We start from the raw sequence: 17,843 nt of genomic DNA on the forward strand, positions 1-17,843 counted from the left end.
CTCCAGGATGTGTAGTTATAGCCAGTTTAGTCCGAAACGGCAAGGACGTACAGCGTCGCCCCGAGGGCACGCCGACTCCCGGGGGAACAGCGGGCAAGGCGAGACCCAGCAGCGACATCGTCGCGATACGGCTCGCTGACCGCCCCCAGGAAAGCGGCGTGCCGGACAGGGCGGCTCGAAGGGCAATGAAAGCAGATGAGCGTCATCCCATCCGGGACGACGCTCATCTGCTTAAAATCATTTGAAGTTTTTCAGTGCCCTCTCCGCGGACGTGGATGTTTTTCAATATTCGCCTCTAGGCTCGAACACGGCCAAGCGCTCGACTTTGGCCAAGACCGGTCGCGCCCGCTCGATCAGCGTCTTCGTCGTCTCAAGCGAGAGCGACTGTTGATGGGCGTCTACACTTTCCCACACCTCGTAGACGAGAATCGAATCGTCATCGAGTGAGACGTTCACCCGGTACATAGCGCACGTCGACTCTTGTTTCATCGCCTCGGCCGCCTCGAGCAAGATCGCGAGCAACGTGTCACGCTCACCCGGAATAGCGGTCAACTTGCCGAACAATCCATATGGACGCATGAGATCTCTCCTTCCTGATTCTCGACTTGTTCCATAATTTGTGTCAGATTTCCTGCCTCGACCGTAAAATCCGTTGTGAGGTTTGCTATACTAAAACAAAAAGGAAAGGGGCGATACGCGATGCAGCGTCCACCGATGCCTTCCCCGACCCCGGAGGAAGTGCTCCGCTTAAAGCGGGAACATAATCCAATCAAACCGACCGAGCTCTTCGCGAAAGCGCTGCTCCTCTTGATCGGCTCCTTCATTTTCGCCATCGGGCTCGAGGCGTTCCTCGTCCCGAACCAGATCATCGACGGCGGCATCGTCGGCGTCTCGATCATCGTTTCTTATCTGACGGAAACAAAGATCGCCATCTGGCTCGTCCTGTTCAATTTGCCGTTCATTTACTTCGGCTACCGTCAGATCGGGAAGACGTTCGCCGTCGTCACGCTCGTCGCCATCTTACTCATGTCGGGATTCACGATCCTGTTTCACTCGATCGAACCGTTCACGGACGATCTGCTCCTCTCGACCGTCTTCGGTGGCTTCTTGCTCGGCGCCGGGATCGGACTCGTCATCCGGGCCGGCGGTTCGCTCGACGGGACCGAGATTTTGGCCGTGTCGTTCACGGACCGGCTCCCGTTCTCCGTCGGCGAGATCGTCATGTTCTTCAACATCTTCATCCTCGGCACGGCCGGGTTCGTCTTCAGTTGGGACCGGGCCATGTACTCGCTCATCACCTATTTCGTCGCCTTCAAGACGATCGACATCGTGTTAGAAGGGATCGACCAATCGAAATCGGCGTGGATCATCACGACCGAACCGGATGAGATCGGTCAGGCGATCATGGACCGGCTCGGCCGCGGCGTGACGTACCTTCACGGCGAAGGGGCGTACACGGGAAACGGTAAGAAAGTCATCTTCACCGTCATCAGCCGTCTAGAGGAGACGAAATTGAAAGACATCCTCGACGACTATGACGAGAAGGCGTTCCTCGCCATCGGCAACATTTATGACGTCCGGGGCGGACAGTTCAAAAAGAAAAATATCCACTAAAAAGGTCGGCCCCGGGGCCGACCTTTCGCGTTATCCTAAACGTGCCTGATCGCGTCCGCTCATCTTCGCCGCATAGAGCGCCGCATCGGCCCGCTCGAACACAAGCATGCTCGGTTCGGCGTCGGCGACCGACGCCCCGATCGAGATCGTCATCGGGATCGTTTCCCCTTCGAACGTGAACGGTGTCTCGCGGACGACATCGACGACCGCGTCGGCAAGCGCCACGACGGCCTCCCCTGCACCTTCGACGACCATCAAAAATTCTTCGCCGCCGTACCGACCGACAAATCCCCCGTCCGGGCAGTTCAGGCGTAACGTCTCACCGATTTGACGCAACGCCTCGTCGCCGGCACGATGGCCATATGTATCGTTCAATTGCTTGAAATGGTCGACATCGATGACGAAGAGTGCCCACGGTCGACCTGACAGTTCCACCTCGCTCAACCGTTCGAGCGTCATGTAGCGGTTCGGGAGTCCCGTCAACTCGTCGACCGTCGCCCGATGGGTATGCAGACGGAACATCCAAAGGTGGGTCTCCAACTTCTTGGCACCCCAGTAGCACATCCAAGCCCCGAGCGATGTCATCAGGAAATACGGGATGAACACGTCAATAAACGTATCGAGCGAGACGTTGCCGACGACGCGGACGAGGACGAGCGCCATGCCGATCGCGATGTACACCGCGAACGAATGACCTCGGCGCACCGATTGGCGACCGAGCCCGACGGCAATCACCCAAAAAATGCCGATCATGACGAAGGCGTTCATGATGACCGCACTGAATCCCTCTGTCATCAACCTGGCCGCGACAGATGTGATGATGGCGACGGTCACCCCGACCGGACCGGCGAATGCCGCCGCGAGTGCGAACGGGATGATCCGCAGGTCGATTTTGGCCCCGTCGACGACGATTGAGTTGATCGTCAGCAACACAGCGATCAGTCCGTTCGACAGCCCGAACCCGATGCGGATCGAGATGGGTGATGACACTTGAATCGGCAAAACGTCACGCATCACATAAAACGTCAACGAAATGAGCAAATAAATGATGCTGATATTAATGAAAAAAATGTTTACAACCTGACCCAATCGACCCAATCCTTTCCCAATTCTTCCTATCTATCCTATCGTACCCGTGTGACACGTGTCAGCCTATCTAAAAATTCAGCCAGCCAAAAAGTCGAAAGCTCATGCTTCCGACTTGTTTTTAAGCATTTGTTTCATCAAATTGGCACTATCGCGGGCCGATTCGTTCTCGGTTTGCATCTGGACATACACCTCGTGGCGATGGATGTCGATGTGACGCGGGGCGTCGATGCCGAGCTTGACTTGGTCGCCTTCGATGGCGAGCACGGTGAGCGTCACATCGTCGCCGATATGGATCGCCTCACCTTGTTTTCGTTTCAATACGAGCATCAGCGCACCTCTGCTTTCTGGCCGCCGAGCGGGTAGCGGGCCGAGTAGGCATCGTCTAAGATGACTTGCTTGCCACGGCGCTCTTTCGTCTCGATGACGATCGGTGCCTTCAAGTTGAGCGTCGAGGCGTCGAACGGTTCGCGAAGCGTGACGATGGCGTATACCGAGACGTGCTCGGCCTCACCGATCGCGAGTTGCTCCTTGGCACCGTCCGTCAGTTCGAACGCATAATCCGCCTTATGCCAAAACGGGTTCGTCACGACGAACGCACAAGCCGCATCTTCGATCGACTGCAATGACCAGAACGGGAGGTCGTCCCCGTACGGAATGAGGACGAACGTCTTCGAGTCCGGAAAACCGGGCACCTCGCTGACGAACGAAATCGTCTCTTCATCATTCACTTCAATCTTGCCAAAATAATCTGTCTCAATGAACATGGTTTGTCCTCACTTTCAACGCGTCTCATCATACATGCCACCGATTGGCCACATCTCGAGCGACGCCTCTTGGCGAAGCGAGATGTCCGTCGTCCATGGTGTGAACGAAATCTCGGCCGGGGTAAGCGATACATCTATTTGTGCCGGCGTCAGGTTCCATTCGATTTTGACATCCGCCGGCGTATACGTCAACTTGACGCGGTCGATCGACTTCGGCATATAGCCCATGTCGACGATCGGGTACGGGTCGTTCACTTTACTCGCGGCGATGCTCGGGATCGGGTTGCCGTTCTCGATCCGCATCAGTTGATCGCCTTCCCGGGCCGCCTGACTCGTCGCCTCACGCACGCCTTGTTCGCCGAGCTGGCCGAAGTAGCGGCCGAGTTCGAGCGCGCTTTTCAAGTTGCTCTCACTGCGTGCGACCGATGAGTCGACTTCGAGCGTGCCTTGTCTCGTCTGTTGCGTCATCTCGACCTTGCCTTGCGTCATCGACACGTCGGCCCGCCCTTGTCTCATCTCGAGCACGGGGCGGTTCGACGTCATCTGGATCGCGGCCTGCGTCTGCCGCATCTCAAGTCTCGCCAGGTTCATCCGCGCTTACCGGAGGAAGTCGAGGAGCGTCGGCTGGATGATGCGGGCCCCGGCTGAGAGTGCGGCCCGGTGTACCGTCTCATGTGACTTGAGCTCCATGATGACTTTCTCGATATCGATATCTTCATTGTTCGACATGATCGTCTTGGCGATGATCTCGTGGTCTTGCAGACGATTATCGACGAGTTCGAGGCGGTTGGCGCGAGCCCCGAGTTCGGCCCGCTCCGTGATCAAGCTTTGACCGAGCGTGTCGAGCGTCGCCAGTTCGGCTGATAGATCGGCCCCACCTGTCGTCGCTGCCCCAAGCAAGCCACTTAACTTTTGAAGTCCCTCAAACAGCTTTTGTCCAAAGACTGTCTCCGGTTGCATATTCACTTGCATCTTGATCCCTTTCGAGACTTCGAACTCGATTTTACCGCTCGGGTCAGGATCGCCGGGTATTTCGTTTGCTGTATAAATTTCAGCAATCGTGACCGGATTTAAAGGATCATTCTTTAAATAGCCCTTTAACTTGTCCATATCGATAAGCGGCTGATCCGTCTTCGTCCCGTTATAAATATACTTCTCGCCGGCTTTCGAGTTCGCGAGCGAACCGATATGTTCGACGAGTTGGTCGATCTCACTCTTAATGATCTCGCGTTGCGACGACTCATACGTGTCGTTCGCCGCTTGCGTCGTCAGTTCACGGATCCGTTTGACGGCTTCCGTCACTTCGTTCAACGTCGAGTCGGTCAAGTCCATCCAGCTCGTCGCTTCGCTGACGTTACGACGGAACTGATCGACTTCGCGCACTTCGGTCCGGTAACGGATGCCTTGCATCGCGACGACCGGGTCCTCGGACGCTTTTTGAATCCGTTTCCCGCTGATCAGTTGTTCCTGGACGCGGGCAAGCGTGTTATAGCTGCTCGATAAATGTTTCAAGTTCGTCTGTGTGAGCATCGTCTGTGTGACACGCATTACTCATTACCTCCCTACGACACCCATGCCGTTAATGATTTTGTCGAGCATCTCGTCGACCGCCGTGATGTTCCGTGCCGCCGCGTTATAGGCGTGCTGATACTGGATCATCATCGTCATCTCTTCGTCGAGCGAGACCGCGCTCACCGATTGACGGCGTTGGTCCGAGCTCGCCATGAGCGCGAACGTGCTCTTGGCGAGGCTTCCGCTCTGGCTCGCCGAGACGGCCATGTTGCCGATGACGTTCTGATAGTACTTGCCGATTGACGTCTCCGTCGTGACCGATCCGTCGAAGTCGAGCGTCGCCGACTTCAAGTTCGCCAAGGCGAGCGCACCGCTCCCGTCCCCGATGTTGCCGTCCTGTGACGCGGCGATCAAGTCGAGGTTGTTCATGATGGCGTCGCTCACTTTGATCGTGGCGGCGCTAGCCGTCTGTTCGAAGAAGTCCGCCGTCCCGGGGTCGCCGGACGCGTCTTTGTTCATGCTGTGGGCCGTGTTGAACGCCGATGCGAACTTGTTCGCCATCTCGTCCAAATCGGTGAGCATCTTCGCGAACTTACCAGAAACGCCACCGCCCTCGGGCGTCGCATCGCCGTACATCTCGACGAGCGCTTTCCACTTTCCGTTCGGGAGTGTTTCATGAGTCAACTTGACGTCAGGACCAGTCGCAGGTTTTAAGTCAAGACCGTTAAACACGCCGACTTTTCCAGATGCAGTATCCACAAGTGAAACTTTATTCGGGTCTTTCTCCGTGCCTAAATTGATGACGATATCAATCCGCCCTTCGGCCATCCGCTGTGAGTTACCGCGCGTCTCACCGTTCAAGTAGTCGACCGGTTTGCGCTCGAACTCGACATATTGCGCGAGCTCGTCCATGTAGCGGTCACGTGCGTCATACAGTTCGTTCGGGAGCGCGCCGAGCGGTTCCGCGTCCCCGATTTGGCGGTTGACGTCGCTGATCTTCGTCAACAGGTCGTTCACTTTCTTGATGACGACGTCAGCTTCTGACTTCAAATCGTCTTGGACTTTCGTGAGTGAGGACGACATATAGTTGAACGTCTCGGCGAGCGTCATCGCCCGTTGACGAACGACGCTGCGAGCGCCGGTGTCATCCGGGTTGACCGACAAGTCTTGGAGCGATCCCCAGAACAAGTCGAGCGATTTGGCGAGACCATTCTCAGAAGGTTCGTTGATGATATCCTCCATCCGGCCGAACGCCGCTTCTTTCGTCGCGTAAAACGAGTTTTTGACCGTCTCGTCACGGTACTGTTGGTCGACCATCAAGTCACGGATGCGGGCGAGCGTCTCGCCGCGGACACCGGTGCCGAACTGTCCGGCCTTCGTTCCGCCGAAGTTGACACTCAGTTGCTCGGTCATGCCGATCGTCAGCCGCTGGCGCGAATAACCCGGGTTCGAGGCGTTGGCGACGTTGTTCCCCGTCGCCTGCAGCGCCCACTGGTGCGTCGTCAAACTGCGTCGCGCCGTCTCTAATCCCATAAATGTTGAGCCCATGAATGTTCCTCCTTATACGTCACGGCTGAACGAGCGTGTCTCGAACGCCTGTTGCCCGTATGTGAAATCGTCTGCTTCTGGCATGAGCATGTCCAAATGCCAATTGATATACCGGAGCGACTGTTCGAGCAACGTCGCGTTCAGTTCATTCTGTCGCTTCAGTTCGAACAGCACCGGTCGTAGCGCTTCCTTCTCTTCATCGTCCAAAACGAGCAAACCTTGAAGTCGTTCCGTCTCTTTTTGTCCGATTTGTCGGACAATCGTCGCTTCTTCTTTGACGAGCGCGCTGAAAGCGGGCATATCACCTTTGATGAGCAGTTGTTCTTTTGCGTAAGCGAGTTCGAGTAAACGTGTATGTAATGTGAGCATAATGGTCTCCTTTTTCCAAAAAAAGAGCTGACTAAAAAGGGGTTCCCTTGTCTAGTCAGCTTCCGTGCCGTGTTATAAGTGCGAAGGCCTCAAGCGGACCTCGCTTCCATTCATCCTTGTAGAAAGCGTTTGGCGATGTCGCGCGCGTCCCGTGTATACGTCCCTGCGTTGATCTCCGCCTTCAAGGCGCTGATCTTCTCAAGACGGTCCGGATTTTTCACCGGTTCTCCAAACCGGGCGCGGGCTTCTGCCGATATCGATATTCGGTCCGTTTGGCGTGTTAGCTCGGGCTTCGTCTCGGCTTGCGTTTTCTTCTCGTAAGTGTTCGGTAAATGTACCCACTTTGCAGAATCGATGCGCATGCGTGTCCCCCCTCTTCTAAGTTGTTAGTCCAAACGATAAGCGCGAGCGCTCGTTTTGGTTACAGTTGCTTGTAAACCTTGTAGTTCTTGCTGCATCTCCGCCTGACAAGCCGAACAAACTTTTCCTTCGTTCGTCGCCTTGCCGCAGCGCACACAAGCGATGCTCATTGCTGGGTTGTCCTTGATGATCAAGCGTCCTTCATGGATATATCGCGTGATATCAAGTTCGGAGACACCTGTCGCTTCGACTAAGGCCCCGATCGTTGTCTGTTTGTTGGCTGGTTCCCGAATGAAGTCCCGAACTTTCAAGAAGTTTTGGAAATCGACTTCACTGCATGACGGACAGTACGGCGAGCGGCTTTGTTTCATAAACAAACGCCCACACATCTGACAAGTTGCTGCTTCCAATGTCATTCACCTCTGCCCTTTATATCGGACGCATTTTTGATTTGTTTAGCGCCCGGAACAGGCAAACCGCAGAAACTTCTGCATAGCCGGCTTTCTTCAGTGTGTACGCTGCTTGGTGGAGCGTCGTGCCGGTCGTATAGACGTCATCGACGAGCACGATTTTCCCATATGTAGTCGCAGCTTGTACAGCAAACGGGTTTGGACGGTGCCGCCTTTCTCCTTTCCCAAATTCACGCTGACTTGAAACCTCTTCTTTTTGAAGGAGTTGTTTTGTCGGTCCGATCGATCGGGCGAGCACGTCCGCCTGGTTGAAGCGACGCCTCAAAAGCCGCTCCTCCCCGAGCGGGATCGGCACGTAAATCACGCCCGGCTCACGCGCGTTTCGTAACGTGTCCCGAACATGACCGACGAGCGCGACGTCCCCGCCGAACTTGAAGCGATGGAGCCACGTCGCACCGGCCTCGTCGTAGGCGTAGAGGCAACGGACCGTCAAATCGAGACCGAGCGCGAGCCAGCGGACGCAGTCCGGGCACGTCTTCCCGTCTGGGCTCGGGTGACCGCAGCGGGGACAGCCCGGCTCGAGCGGGGTCAACATCGTTTCACAGTCCGGACAGACCCAGTCGCGTTTCAATAGCGTCGCCGGACTCCACGGCACCGTCATCGGTTGGCGGCAGACGAGGCAGTTCATCGCCGGTTCGCCTCCTCGATCGCGCGGATGGTCCGGTCTTGCCGGAACGTCCGCTCGGTATAGAACAAGACGACGTCCCCGGTCGGCGCGTCAGGCTTCCGTCCGGCCCGACCCGCCATCTGGATGAGGGCGCGCGTCGAGAACAGCCGATGGTCACTATCGAGAATGGCGACCTGGACGCCGCGGACGGTCATGCCGCGCTCCCAAATCGACGTCGCGAGCACGATGCCGTTCGTCGACTCTAGCCACATGAGCGCATCCGGTCGCGCGTCGGTGTCGGCCGAGACGGCCCGGTAGTCGAGCCCGGCCGTCTCAAGCAGCTTTCCATAACGGACAAGGTCCGGTTTCGTCGGGACGAACAATAGGCGCGGCGCCTCATGGCTCCGGCAAAAGTCGAGAATGGCTGACTCGGTCTGTTTGACGAGCCGGGGCACGGGCAAGTCGTGGCCGTGGTAGCGGCGCGACAAATGGATGGTTGGGAACTGGCCCTGCCAAAGCGTCGGTGTCGCCGTCACGAACAAGAAGACACCTTTCCCGGCGCGCCAGAGCGTCCACCAGAGCGACAAGTCGAAAGCGAACGGGAACGCGTCCGACTCGTCGACGAGGACATAATCGAACACGTCGCGCAAATTCACAAGAAGCGGGGCAGTCGCGACGGTGATCATCCCGATCGATTCCTTGTCCCCGCCCCCGTACCGCCTTGTGACCGGGACGGTGAAGCTTGCCTCGAGCCGGTCGGCCCACTCGATGGCGACGTCACGCCGTGGCGAGACGACGAGCACTCGTTTCTCTTCATTGACAATGCGAGCGATGACCGGGAACGCCATCTCGGTCTTGCCGGCGCCGCAGACGGCGTGGACGAGACCGGTCTTTTGTTCCTCCCACCACGTGAGCAATTGCTCGCTGACACGTTGTTGCGCGTCTGCCAGCTTGAACGGTATGACGAGTTCAGTCGATTCAGGCGGTGTCGTGATATCCCGCTCTTCTAAACAGTCACAGCGGCAGACGCGCCCGAGGTGCAGACAGTTGCGACAGTACTGACAGGCGCCGTGATGACAGGTGAACGCGCGGATATCGGTGCTCAGACAGCGCTGACAGACGCCGAAGCGGATGGCCGGTCTCCCGGTCGGACTAACGACGAGGTGTCCCAATAAAATCAGTCCTTTTTCACTGACACTAGCATATAATCGTTAAGTCCACATGTCATGCTCGTTGATGGAACAGGAACGGTTAATGCTAATACATCAAGTCATATCATGCGACAGACGGAGGTGAAAAATAAAGTTACCGACTATACTACGAGTAGACCATTAATTGGAAATGAGGAGGATTTCATGTTTAAACGACCTATCCATAACGTACTAACCGGCTTAGGAATGATTGCTGTGTTTTGCCTCGGTTGGTGGATTTGGTATGTGTTGAACGGTAGCGACGCGGCCGAACAACGAGCCGTCCGAGCAGCCGAAACCTATGTCGATATGACGTATCCCGAGCTGGAACTTAACGTGATTGGTGTGACATACTTATCTCTGTACGATGCGAAATATTACGTGTTGTACGCGTCCCCGTCCCATGCCGACACTGAATTGTGGGTGCGCGTCACTCGAGCGGGGGAAGTCGTGGACGACAATTTCGGAGATGCCGCGAGCGCCTCGTCGGACGTTTCCCTGTCATTGGACCGACGTGATGCCTTACTATGCAATCAAAAAAACTCGTCAGACGAAGTCGTCTGACGAGTTTTTCTGATTATGCTTTATGCGTTACGTTTATGGAACATGATCGCCTCGTACGCCCGGAGCGACAACGTCGTCCCGTCGAGTTGCGGCACGTCGTAGTTATGGCTAACAACGTCGGCACACGTGAACGATTCAGGAATCTCATACGTTGTCTCGGGCCCATAGAAGTTGGCGACGACGAGCACTTCTTCGTCGGCTGTCCCCCGCGTGTACGCCCAGACGTCTAAGTCCTGTTTCGTCAACAGCGTATAGTCCCCGTCCGTCAACACGTCGAGCTCTTTGCGGAGCGAGATCAAGTTCTTGTAGTGGTAGAACACCGAATCCGGGTCGTCGAGCGCCGTCTCGACGTTGACCTCCGTATAGTTCGGCGCCACGTTGATCCACGGTGTCCCGCTCGTGAAGCCGGCGTGCGGCGTCGCGTCCCACTGCATCGGCGTCCGTGAGTTGTCGCGTGACTTCTGTTTGATGGCGGCCATCATGTCCTCGTGCGACACGCCCTCGGCGCGCTTCAACTTGTAGATGTTGAGCGTCTCGATGTCGCGGTACTCGTCGAGCGAGTCAAACCCTGGGTTCGTCATGCCGATCTCTTCGCCTTGATAGATGTACGGTGTCCCTTGCAGGCCGTGGAGCACGGTCGCGAGCATCTTGGCGCTCTCGACGCGGTGGTCGGTATCGTTGCCGAAGCGGCTGACGACGCGCGGCTGGTCGTGGTTGCACCAGAAGATGGCGTTCCACCCCTTGCCGTGCATCCCTTCCTGCCACGTCGACATGATATCTTTCAGCTGCACGAAATCGAACGGTGCGGCGACGAACTTCTCGCCGTTCGGGTAGTCGACTTTCAAGTGGTGGAAGCTGAACGTCATGCTGAGCTCGCGCTCGTCCGGGCTCGAGTAGCGGACGCAATGGTCGAGCGTCGTCGACGACATCTCGCCGACCGTGATGACGTCATGCCCCTCGAACACTTCGCGGTTCATCTCTTTCAAGAACTCATGGATGCGCGGCCCGTCCGTATAAAACTTGCGGCCGTCCGACTCGTCCTCCGGGAAGTCCTGTTGCTTCGAGATCAAGTTGATGACGTCGAGGCGGAACCCTTTGATGCCTTTCTCGCGCCAGAAGCGCATCATCTCGTAGACGTCCTCGCGCATCTGTTCGTTCTCCCAGTTCAAGTCGGCCTGCGTCTCGTCGAACAAGTGGAGGAAGTACTGGCCGCTCTTGTCGTCGTACTTCCAGGCGTTGCCGCCGAACTTCGACTCCCAGTTCGTCGGTTCATCGCGCCAAATGTAATAGTCCCGGTACCGTTCGTCACCGGCGAGCGATTTTTGGAACCACTCATGCTCGGTCGACGAATGGTTGACGACGATGTCCATCATCAGTCCGATCCCGCGCGCCTCGGCCTCGCGGACGAGCTCGTCCAAATCATCCATCGTCCCGTACGACGGGTCGATTGCGTAATAGTCGCTCACGTCGTACCCGTTATCGTTTTGCGGCGACTTGTACACCGGTGTCATCCAAATATATTCGATACCGAGCTCGGCCAGATAATCGAGTTTCGACGTCACTCCTTTGATCGAGCCGGTAGCGTTACCTTCCGGGCTGTAAAAGCTTTTTGGATAGATTTGATAGACGACTGATTTGCGCCAGTTTGTTTGTGTCATGAACGACAGCTCCTTTTGTAAGAGTTTTCATTTTGATAGGAAAAGGGGAAGAACCTCCGTCCCTCCCCTGGTCTTTCCCCTATTATGCAACTTTGTTTTCTTTGAGTTCGCCTTTTTTCATGTAGCGTTTCGACAAGGCGAACGTGAGCACGAACGGGACGACGATCGCGATGATCATCCCGACGATGAAGAGCAAGATCTTGTCCGTGAAGATCGACAGGAAGCCAGGGAGTCCCCCGACGCCGATCCCGATGGCCTGGACGTCGTTCAGCGTGATGAAGATGGCGGCAGTCGCCGATCCGATCATCGCCGAGTAGAACGGGAATTTGTTCGGTAAGTTCACCCCGAACATGGCCGGCTCGGTGATCCCGAAGTAAGCCGAGATCGCTGACGTCGACGCCATACTCTTTTGTTTGGCGTTGTGCTTGTAGACGAAGAACATAGCGAACGCCGCCGAACCTTGGGCGATGTTCGACAGAGCGAGCATCGGCCAGATGAACGTGCCGCCCGTCTCCGCGATGAGTTGCAAGTCGATCGCGATGAACAAGTGGTGCATCCCCGTGACGACGAGCGGTGCGTAGAACAAACCGAACAATAGCGCACCGACAATCGGTACTGCTTCGAACACGTTGACGAGGCTCGTCGCGATGACGTTACCGATTCCACGTGTGACCGGTCCGACGATCGCAAGGGCGAGGAAGCCGGTGACGACGATTGTCGTGATCGGCACGACGAGTAGCTGAATCGCGTTCGGAACATGTTTTTTCAAGAACATTTCAATATGGCTCAAGATGAAGGCCGCGGCCAAAATCGGCAAGATTTGACCTTGATAGCCGACTTTCTCGATTTCGAACAGCCCGAGGATGTCGAACGTCGGGATATCGCCTTCAAGCGCCGCTTGCCCGTAACCCCATGCGTTCAACAAGTCCGGGTGGACGAGCAGTAGACCCATGACGATACCGAGCACTTCGCTGCCGCCAAAACGCTTCGTTGCCGACCAACCGACGAGGGCTGGCAGGAAGATGAACGCCGTGTTCGCCATCATGTTGATGAGGTCCCATAAGCCTTGCAAGTTCGGATACGCCTCGATGAGCGTCGCATCGTCGACGAACAATCCTTCTGAGGCGAGCAAGTTGTTGATCCCCATCAAGAGACCGGCGACGATGATGGCCGGGATGATTGGCATGAACACGTCCGAGAACACTTTGACGAGTTTTTGGAGCGGGTTCATCTTCTTGCCGCCGGACGATTTGACTTCAGCGACCGTTGCCGCCTCGAGCCCGGCGAGTTTGATGAACTCGGCATAGACGCGCTCGACGTCCCCGGCACCGATGACGACTTGGTACACGCCCGAATTCTCGAACGCCCCTTTGACGAGATCGGCTTCTTTTACTTTTGCCTCATTGACGAGCGACTGATCTTTCAGTGAGAGACGGAGTCGCGTGACACAGTGCGCCGCTTTATCGACGTTATCCTTGCCTCCGATGGCTTCTAGGATATCCGCGGCGATTTGACGATAATCTGCCTTCATAAGATAGGCCTCCTTTGTGTGAAAGCGTTTGTTGAGAACGGTTACATATGATTACAAACAAAGTTTAACTTATATAGACGAGTCCTGTCAACAACTTATCTATATAAGTTTATCGTGACGACTGTGTGACAAGCGTTCACTATTTTTGTTCCCTCTCCTCCCGATTCAAAACGACAAAAAGACCCCTTCTTGAAGAAGGAGCCTTAACGACGGGCCACATCGCTGAACTGAAACTTGTCGAGCCGGTGACGGGACTCGGTGTATTCGAACTGCCGGCCCTCGTACAAAAACGTGTCGTTCGTGATGACGATGACATATTCGTAATGACCCAAGTCGAGCCGCGACCGGTCAAGCTCGGTCACGTCCTCGGCCGCGATTTTCCGCTTCGCATAGCTGATCTGTTGCCCGAGCTCGCGCTCGACGTATTGATAGATCGAGTGCTCGGCAATCTGTTTCGTCAGCCCGGGGACGAGGTCTTTGACGAAATAGTTCACGTCTAAAATGACGTTCTCCCCGTCGAAGTTGCGGACCCGTTCGATCCGGTAGACGAGCGTGGCGGGCTCAAGGCCCATCCGCTCGGCGAGCCAACTTGGTGCCTCGATCTCCTCGAACGAGGCGACGCTCGTCTCGATCGAACGTCCGAGCATACTGGCGTATATTTCCGAGAAGCTGACGATGCCGTTGAACTGGAACTCGATCTGGTCGCGGCGTAGCACGAACACGCCTTTGCCGTGATGTTTGCGGACGTAGCCGTGCTCTTGGAGCAGATCGAGCGCCTTACGGACCGTGCCTCGGCTCGCCTCATATTCATGCATGAGTTCTGTCTCCGACGGCAGTTTCGACTCCGCCTCGTACTCACCCGTTTTCATCCGTTCGGCGAGCCGTTCGTAGATTTGACGATACTTGGCCACAAGCCCACTCCTTTCTTCATCGAAAAAGACGACCATTTGGCCGTCTTCCGTTTATCGTTCGCAGTGATACCACGTGATGCCGATCGCGCCAGGTCCAAGGTGTGTCCCGATGACCGGTCCGAAATGACCGCCCGTGACTTGCGCTTGCGGAAACTTCTGTTTCATCGAGGCGATCTCTTCGGCCTGACGTTCCGGGCAGTTGGCGTGGATAATGCCGATGCAATATCCCGCGCCGTCACCGACGATCGATTGGTCCATCATCTCTTCGATGCGACGGACCGCCTTCTTGTACGTCCGGATCTTCTCGAACGGGACGATCTGTCTATCCTGAAAATGAAGGACCGGCTTGATCTGCAGGAACGAGCCGACGAGCGCTTGCGCCGCGCTGAGCCGTCCGCCCCGTTGGAGGTGGTCGAGGTCATCGACGACGAAATAGGCACGGATCCGTTCACGCGTCTTCTCGAGATGCTGCATGATCTCCTCGGCCGAGGCCCCAGCGTCACGCATATGGACGGCCTCTTCGACGAGAAACGCCTGAGGCATGCACGAGATCTCAGAGTCGAACGTATGCACGTTGACATCGACCATGTTGTTCAAGGCGATCATCGATTGATACGTACCGCTGATCCCGCTCGAGAGCGTGATGGCGACGACGTCGGTCACTTCAGCCGGAAGGCTGTCGATCAGTTCGACCGTCTCCCCGATGATCGGTTGCGATGTCGTCGGCAAATTCCCCGCCTCGATCCGTTCATAAAACGCCTCCGTCGTGATATCGACGGCCTCACGGAAAGATTCTCCGCCGAAGATGACGCTGAGCGGTGCGACGTGGACGTCGTGGCGCTCACAAAAATCGGCCGGCAAATAAGCGGTACTGTCGGTCAAAATCGCTATGTTTCCCATACTATATCCTCACTTTACATCGTTTCGTTTTTCCAATTGAATTAAGATTCCATTCCATATTGTAGCACAAAAGCGATGTATTGCATCGGTCAAGGTCAAATCTCGACCCACCCGCGGCGGATCGCATCGACGACGGCTTGCGTCCGGTCGTTCACTTCCATTTTGCGAAGGACCGATGAGACGTGGTTCTTGACCGTCTTCTCACTGATGAACAGCATGTCGCTAATGTCGCGGTTCGAGCGGCCATCGGCGAGCAAGTGGAGCACTTCGACCTCACGGCGCGACAGCAACCGATAAACGGGATCGTCCATCCGGTTCACGACATTCCGTTCGGCTTGTTCTCCTTTGAACTGGAGCAGGCGGCGGTAATCCTTCAACACGTTCGTCGTCACTTTCGGATGCAAGTACGCCCCGTCTTTCGCGACCGAACGGACGGCCGAGATGAGTTCGCTTGAAGCTACTTCTTTCAACAAGAAACCTGATGCTCCCGCTTCAAGCGCATGCGTTATGTAAGATTCGTCGTCATGGATCGACAGGATGAGGACCCGCGTGTCCGACGATGCCGCGGTCAACTGTTTCGTCGCCTCGATCCCGTTCAAGTCCGGCATGTTGATGTCGAGGATCATGATTTCCGGTTTCTCCTCTTTGGCGATGCGGATCGCATCAGCACCCGTCCGTCCTTCAGCGATGACGGTGAACTCGTCTTCTAAATCAAAGATCCGCTTCAAGCCCTCTCGAAACAGCTCATGGTCATCGACGATTGCGATGCGGATTGTATTTGTCATTTCCATCGTACACTCCCCTTTATCTGTATTACAAAATCGGGATCGACATGCGGACGACCGTCCCTTTGCCGATTTCCGAATCAATATTGATACTGCCGTTCACAAGCTCGATCCGTTCGCGCATCCCAACGATGCCGAACGACTCTTGCCCGATCATACTCGGCACGAAGCCGACCCCGTGATCGCGCACGTGAATGTGAATCACGTCTAGCGCTTGCTCGACGTTGACGATGATTTCCGTCGTCTTCGAATGCTTGATCGCATTTTGGACCGCCTCTTGGACGAGCCGGAAGACGTTGATCTCGAGTTTTTCCGAGAGACGTGCCCGGTTGCCGCGGTAGTTGAGCCGCGTCTTGATCGCCGTGTACTCTTCCGTCTGATGTAAATAACGCTCGAGCGTCGGCAAGAAGCCAAGGTCGTCAAGCGACATCGGCCGCAGGTCGTAAATCAAGCGGCGCACGTCGACGAGCGCCCCACGAATCAGCCGTTTCAGCTCGTGCAGTTCGGCGAACGCCTCGTCCTTGCCTCTTCGGTCGAACGTCTTCTCGATCAAGTCGGCCCGAATCAAAATATGGGCAAGGGATTGCGCGGGGCCGTCATGCATTTCCCGGGCCAGGTGGCGCCGCTCACGCTCAGCCGCCTCGAAGACGCTGATCGCCATCTCTTGCTTCTTCATCATGTCCGAATACTCTTGCTGCAGGTCGTCGCGTAAAAAGTTGAGGACGACCGTGACGCGGCTGACTAACCGGTCCGCCCGCTCCATCGTATCCTGAAGGACGAGCAACCGCCGCTCGAGGTCGTTTCGGCGCTGCTGGCTCACCATCTCCTCTTTTTGGATGAGGAACCGCTCGAGCTGCATCTGGTTGGCGAGTTCATACGCCTCGCGAATCTCTTGCTCACTATGTATATGGAACTTCTTACTCACTTGAACGAGTTTATTCTTCGCCGCTTTCACTAATAGATCGAGGCGCTCGGACTCTTTAATGTGAAACTCGATCTTTTGCGTCAACTCTTTTAACTCCGTTTGGATCGACGAATACTCATTAGCTGAATTTTCAGTTATACGGACGATTTCCTCTTTACTCTCCGTCACCGTATCAATCATATTTGTTATGATATGCTCTAATGCTGTACGATCGGTAATATGATTCACGATGCCATCCCCTAATAGTTCGGTAGTAAGTCCTCATTTGTTTCTATTATCGACTGCATAAGCGTTCGTTTCCAGTAAGAATCAGAGGCTGTCTTCACAATTCGCCACTTAATCTACAGACGCCTACTCGATTTCAAAAAAAATACATGAAAATAGAAAGGAGAATTTTCAGAAATGTCTACTGAACAAAATTATACTATAAAACAAGACGGAGAATACGAGGTCGTCATACAAAAATCAAAATTTATCGCTCACTTTAAACGCGTCACGACCGAAGCGGAAGCCCAGACGTTCATCCAAACGATCAAAAAAGCGCATTGGAGCGCCAATCATAATTGTTCAGCCTACATCATCGGAGCCCGGAACGAATTCCAAAAAGCGAACGATGACGGCGAGCCGAGCGGGACGGCCGGCCTGCCGATGCTCGAAGTGCTCCGTAAACGCAATTTGAAAGACACGGTCGTCGTCGTCACCCGCTACTTCGGCGGCATCAAGCTCGGCGGCGGCGGACTCATCCGCGCCTACGGCGGGACGGTGAGTGACGGGCTCGATGCGGTCGGGATCGTCGAACGGTTGCCGATGCAACGTCTCACGCTCACGGTCGACTACGGATGGATCGGGAAAGTCGAGAACGAGCTCCGCCAGTCCACTTATTTGCTTGACGAGATTGTCTATGCCGACACCGTCACGTTCCACATCTCGGTACCGGTCGAAGCGACCGAGGAAGCGCTCGCCTGGCTCGTCGATTTGACGAACGGTCAAGGCGGACTCGAGACCCAGGACGTCCGTATCATCGAACGTGATTTTGTGCGCTAGGT

At 55.7% G+C, this 17,843-nt stretch carries 21 protein-coding genes; 3 read left to right on the forward strand and 18 right to left on the reverse strand.

Annotated features, from left to right (window positions below; all coding sequences use genetic code 11):
• Positions 1-282: 282 nt before the first annotated feature.
• Positions 283-579 carry a putative quinol monooxygenase gene (locus EVJ26_RS05685; RefSeq protein ID WP_131456636.1) on the reverse strand — a complete coding sequence of 99 codons (297 nt, stop codon included), beginning with the start codon at positions 577-579 and terminating at the stop codon, positions 283-285.
• A 120-nt stretch (positions 580-699) separates the two neighbouring features.
• Here EVJ26_RS05685 and EVJ26_RS05690 point away from each other — a divergent pair, with 120 nt between their 5' ends.
• Entirely contained in the window at positions 700-1,614 is a 915-nt protein-coding gene (locus EVJ26_RS05690; RefSeq protein ID WP_236635508.1) for a YitT family protein, read from the forward strand.
• 30 nt (positions 1,615-1,644) lie between these two features.
• Here the strand turns inward: EVJ26_RS05690 and EVJ26_RS05695 are convergent, their stop codons facing one another.
• The 11 genes from EVJ26_RS05695 to EVJ26_RS05745 form a co-directional block, all read right to left on the reverse strand.
• Positions 1,645-2,628, reverse strand: coding sequence for a GGDEF domain-containing protein (locus EVJ26_RS05695; RefSeq protein ID WP_236635509.1), 984 nt, complete (start codon positions 2,626-2,628; stop codon positions 1,645-1,647).
• 174 nt (positions 2,629-2,802) lie between these two features.
• Entirely contained in the window at positions 2,803-3,030 is a 228-nt protein-coding gene (gene csrA, locus EVJ26_RS05700; protein WP_016509303.1) for a carbon storage regulator CsrA, read from the reverse strand.
• Positions 3,030-3,467 carry a flagellar assembly protein FliW gene (gene fliW / locus EVJ26_RS05705; protein WP_131456634.1) on the reverse strand — a complete coding sequence of 146 codons (438 nt, stop codon included), beginning with the start codon at positions 3,465-3,467 and terminating at the stop codon, positions 3,030-3,032. The genes csrA and fliW overlap by 1 nt, the downstream gene beginning before the upstream one ends.
• Positions 3,468-3,482: 15 nt before the next feature.
• Positions 3,483-4,037, reverse strand: coding sequence for a DUF6470 family protein (locus tag EVJ26_RS05710; protein ID WP_236635510.1), 555 nt, complete (start codon positions 4,035-4,037; stop codon positions 3,483-3,485).
• A gap of 27 nt (positions 4,038-4,064) precedes the next feature.
• Positions 4,065-5,015, reverse strand: a complete 951-nt coding sequence (gene flgL, locus EVJ26_RS05715; RefSeq protein WP_131456630.1) for a flagellar hook-associated protein FlgL — start codon at positions 5,013-5,015, stop codon at positions 4,065-4,067.
• Positions 5,016-5,021: 6 nt separating this feature from the next.
• Positions 5,022-6,527, reverse strand: coding sequence for a flagellar hook-associated protein FlgK (gene flgK / locus EVJ26_RS05720; protein WP_201738336.1), 1,506 nt, complete (start codon positions 6,525-6,527; stop codon positions 5,022-5,024).
• A 12-nt stretch (positions 6,528-6,539) separates the two neighbouring features.
• A complete protein-coding gene (gene flgN / locus EVJ26_RS05725; protein WP_070328643.1) occupies positions 6,540-6,896 on the reverse strand; it encodes a flagellar export chaperone FlgN in 357 nt (118 codons plus the stop codon).
• A 110-nt stretch (positions 6,897-7,006) separates the two neighbouring features.
• Positions 7,007-7,258 carry a flagellar biosynthesis anti-sigma factor FlgM gene (locus EVJ26_RS05730; RefSeq protein ID WP_131470041.1) on the reverse strand — a complete coding sequence of 84 codons (252 nt, stop codon included), beginning with the start codon at positions 7,256-7,258 and terminating at the stop codon, positions 7,007-7,009.
• A gap of 24 nt (positions 7,259-7,282) precedes the next feature.
• Positions 7,283-7,627, reverse strand: coding sequence for a flagellar protein (locus EVJ26_RS05735; protein ID WP_131456626.1), 345 nt, complete (start codon positions 7,625-7,627; stop codon positions 7,283-7,285).
• A gap of 58 nt (positions 7,628-7,685) precedes the next feature.
• Positions 7,686-8,354, reverse strand: coding sequence for a ComFC family protein (locus EVJ26_RS05740; RefSeq protein WP_131470043.1), 669 nt, complete (start codon positions 8,352-8,354; stop codon positions 7,686-7,688).
• Positions 8,351-9,505 carry a DEAD/DEAH box helicase family protein gene (locus EVJ26_RS05745; protein WP_131470044.1) on the reverse strand — a complete coding sequence of 385 codons (1,155 nt, stop codon included), beginning with the start codon at positions 9,503-9,505 and terminating at the stop codon, positions 8,351-8,353. The genes EVJ26_RS05740 and EVJ26_RS05745 overlap by 4 nt, the downstream gene beginning before the upstream one ends.
• Positions 9,506-9,688: 183 nt before the next feature.
• Here EVJ26_RS05745 and EVJ26_RS05750 point away from each other — a divergent pair, with 183 nt between their 5' ends.
• Positions 9,689-10,087 carry a hypothetical protein gene (locus EVJ26_RS05750; protein WP_131470045.1) on the forward strand — a complete coding sequence of 133 codons (399 nt, stop codon included), beginning with the start codon at positions 9,689-9,691 and terminating at the stop codon, positions 10,085-10,087.
• Between the two features lie 20 nt (positions 10,088-10,107).
• Here the strand turns inward: EVJ26_RS05750 and treC are convergent, their stop codons facing one another.
• From treC to EVJ26_RS05780, 6 genes are all read right to left on the reverse strand, one after another.
• Complete coding sequence (gene treC, locus EVJ26_RS05755; protein WP_131470046.1) at positions 10,108-11,745, reverse strand: alpha,alpha-phosphotrehalase; 1,638 nt, start codon at positions 11,743-11,745, stop codon at positions 10,108-10,110.
• 82 nt (positions 11,746-11,827) lie between these two features.
• Complete coding sequence (gene treP / locus EVJ26_RS05760; RefSeq protein WP_131456618.1) at positions 11,828-13,276, reverse strand: PTS system trehalose-specific EIIBC component; 1,449 nt, start codon at positions 13,274-13,276, stop codon at positions 11,828-11,830.
• Positions 13,277-13,479: 203 nt separating this feature from the next.
• Positions 13,480-14,223, reverse strand: a complete 744-nt coding sequence (treR, locus tag EVJ26_RS05765) for a trehalose operon repressor (protein WP_131470047.1) — start codon at positions 14,221-14,223, stop codon at positions 13,480-13,482.
• Between the two features lie 15 nt (positions 14,224-14,238).
• Positions 14,239-15,087, reverse strand: a complete 849-nt coding sequence (locus EVJ26_RS05770) for a DegV family protein (protein WP_131456614.1) — start codon at positions 15,085-15,087, stop codon at positions 14,239-14,241.
• Between the two features lie 95 nt (positions 15,088-15,182).
• Positions 15,183-15,878 (reverse strand): response regulator transcription factor, encoded by a 696-nt coding sequence (locus EVJ26_RS05775; RefSeq protein ID WP_131443248.1) that lies wholly within the window; start codon positions 15,876-15,878, stop codon positions 15,183-15,185.
• Between the two features lie 22 nt (positions 15,879-15,900).
• Positions 15,901-17,025, reverse strand: coding sequence for a sensor histidine kinase (locus tag EVJ26_RS05780; protein WP_201738337.1), 1,125 nt, complete (start codon positions 17,023-17,025; stop codon positions 15,901-15,903).
• Between the two features lie 174 nt (positions 17,026-17,199).
• Here EVJ26_RS05780 and EVJ26_RS05785 point away from each other — a divergent pair, with 174 nt between their 5' ends.
• Complete coding sequence (locus EVJ26_RS05785; RefSeq protein WP_131470049.1) at positions 17,200-17,841, forward strand: YigZ family protein; 642 nt, start codon at positions 17,200-17,202, stop codon at positions 17,839-17,841.
• The last annotated feature ends 2 nt before the right edge of the window (positions 17,842-17,843 follow it).

Source organism: Exiguobacterium sp. SH3S1, from assembly GCF_004337105.1.
GTDB lineage: Bacteria > Bacillota > Bacilli > Exiguobacteriales > Exiguobacteriaceae > Exiguobacterium > Exiguobacterium aurantiacum_A.

Coding starts and splice junctions, on each gene's coding strand:
- EVJ26_RS05685 (WP_131456636.1), bottom strand. CDS start 579: ATGCGTCCATATGGATTGTTCGGCAAGTTGACCGCTATTCCGGGTGAG.
- EVJ26_RS05690 (WP_236635508.1), top strand. CDS start 700: ATGCAGCGTCCACCGATGCCTTCCCCGACCCCGGAGGAAGTGCTCCGC.
- EVJ26_RS05695 (WP_236635509.1), bottom strand. CDS start 2,628: ATGCGTGACGTTTTGCCGATTCAAGTGTCATCACCCATCTCGATCCGC.
- csrA (WP_016509303.1), bottom strand. CDS start 3,030: ATGCTCGTATTGAAACGAAAACAAGGTGAGGCGATCCATATCGGCGAC.
- fliW (WP_131456634.1), bottom strand. CDS start 3,467: ATGTTCATTGAGACAGATTATTTTGGCAAGATTGAAGTGAATGATGAA.
- EVJ26_RS05710 (WP_236635510.1), bottom strand. CDS start 4,037: ATGCGGCAGACGCAGGCCGCGATCCAGATGACGTCGAACCGCCCCGTG.
- flgL (WP_131456630.1), bottom strand. CDS start 5,015: ATGCGTGTCACACAGACGATGCTCACACAGACGAACTTGAAACATTTA.
- flgK (WP_201738336.1), bottom strand. CDS start 6,527: ATGGGCTCAACATTTATGGGATTAGAGACGGCGCGACGCAGTTTGACG.
- flgN (WP_070328643.1), bottom strand. CDS start 6,896: ATGCTCACATTACATACACGTTTACTCGAACTCGCTTACGCAAAAGAA.
- EVJ26_RS05730 (WP_131470041.1), bottom strand. CDS start 7,258: ATGCGCATCGATTCTGCAAAGTGGGTACATTTACCGAACACTTACGAG.
- EVJ26_RS05735 (WP_131456626.1), bottom strand. CDS start 7,627: ATGAAACAAAGCCGCTCGCCGTACTGTCCGTCATGCAGTGAAGTCGAT.
- EVJ26_RS05740 (WP_131470043.1), bottom strand. CDS start 8,354: ATGAACTGCCTCGTCTGCCGCCAACCGATGACGGTGCCGTGGAGTCCG.
- EVJ26_RS05750 (WP_131470045.1), top strand. CDS start 9,689: ATGTTTAAACGACCTATCCATAACGTACTAACCGGCTTAGGAATGATT.
- treC (WP_131470046.1), bottom strand. CDS start 11,745: ATGACACAAACAAACTGGCGCAAATCAGTCGTCTATCAAATCTATCCA.
- treP (WP_131456618.1), bottom strand. CDS start 13,276: ATGAAGGCAGATTATCGTCAAATCGCCGCGGATATCCTAGAAGCCATC.
- treR (WP_131470047.1), bottom strand. CDS start 14,223: ATGGTCGTCTTTTTCGATGAAGAAAGGAGTGGGCTTGTGGCCAAGTAT.
- EVJ26_RS05770 (WP_131456614.1), bottom strand. CDS start 15,087: ATGGGAAACATAGCGATTTTGACCGACAGTACCGCTTATTTGCCGGCC.
- EVJ26_RS05775 (WP_131443248.1), bottom strand. CDS start 15,878: ATGGAAATGACAAATACAATCCGCATCGCAATCGTCGATGACCATGAG.
- EVJ26_RS05785 (WP_131470049.1), top strand. CDS start 17,200: ATGTCTACTGAACAAAATTATACTATAAAACAAGACGGAGAATACGAG.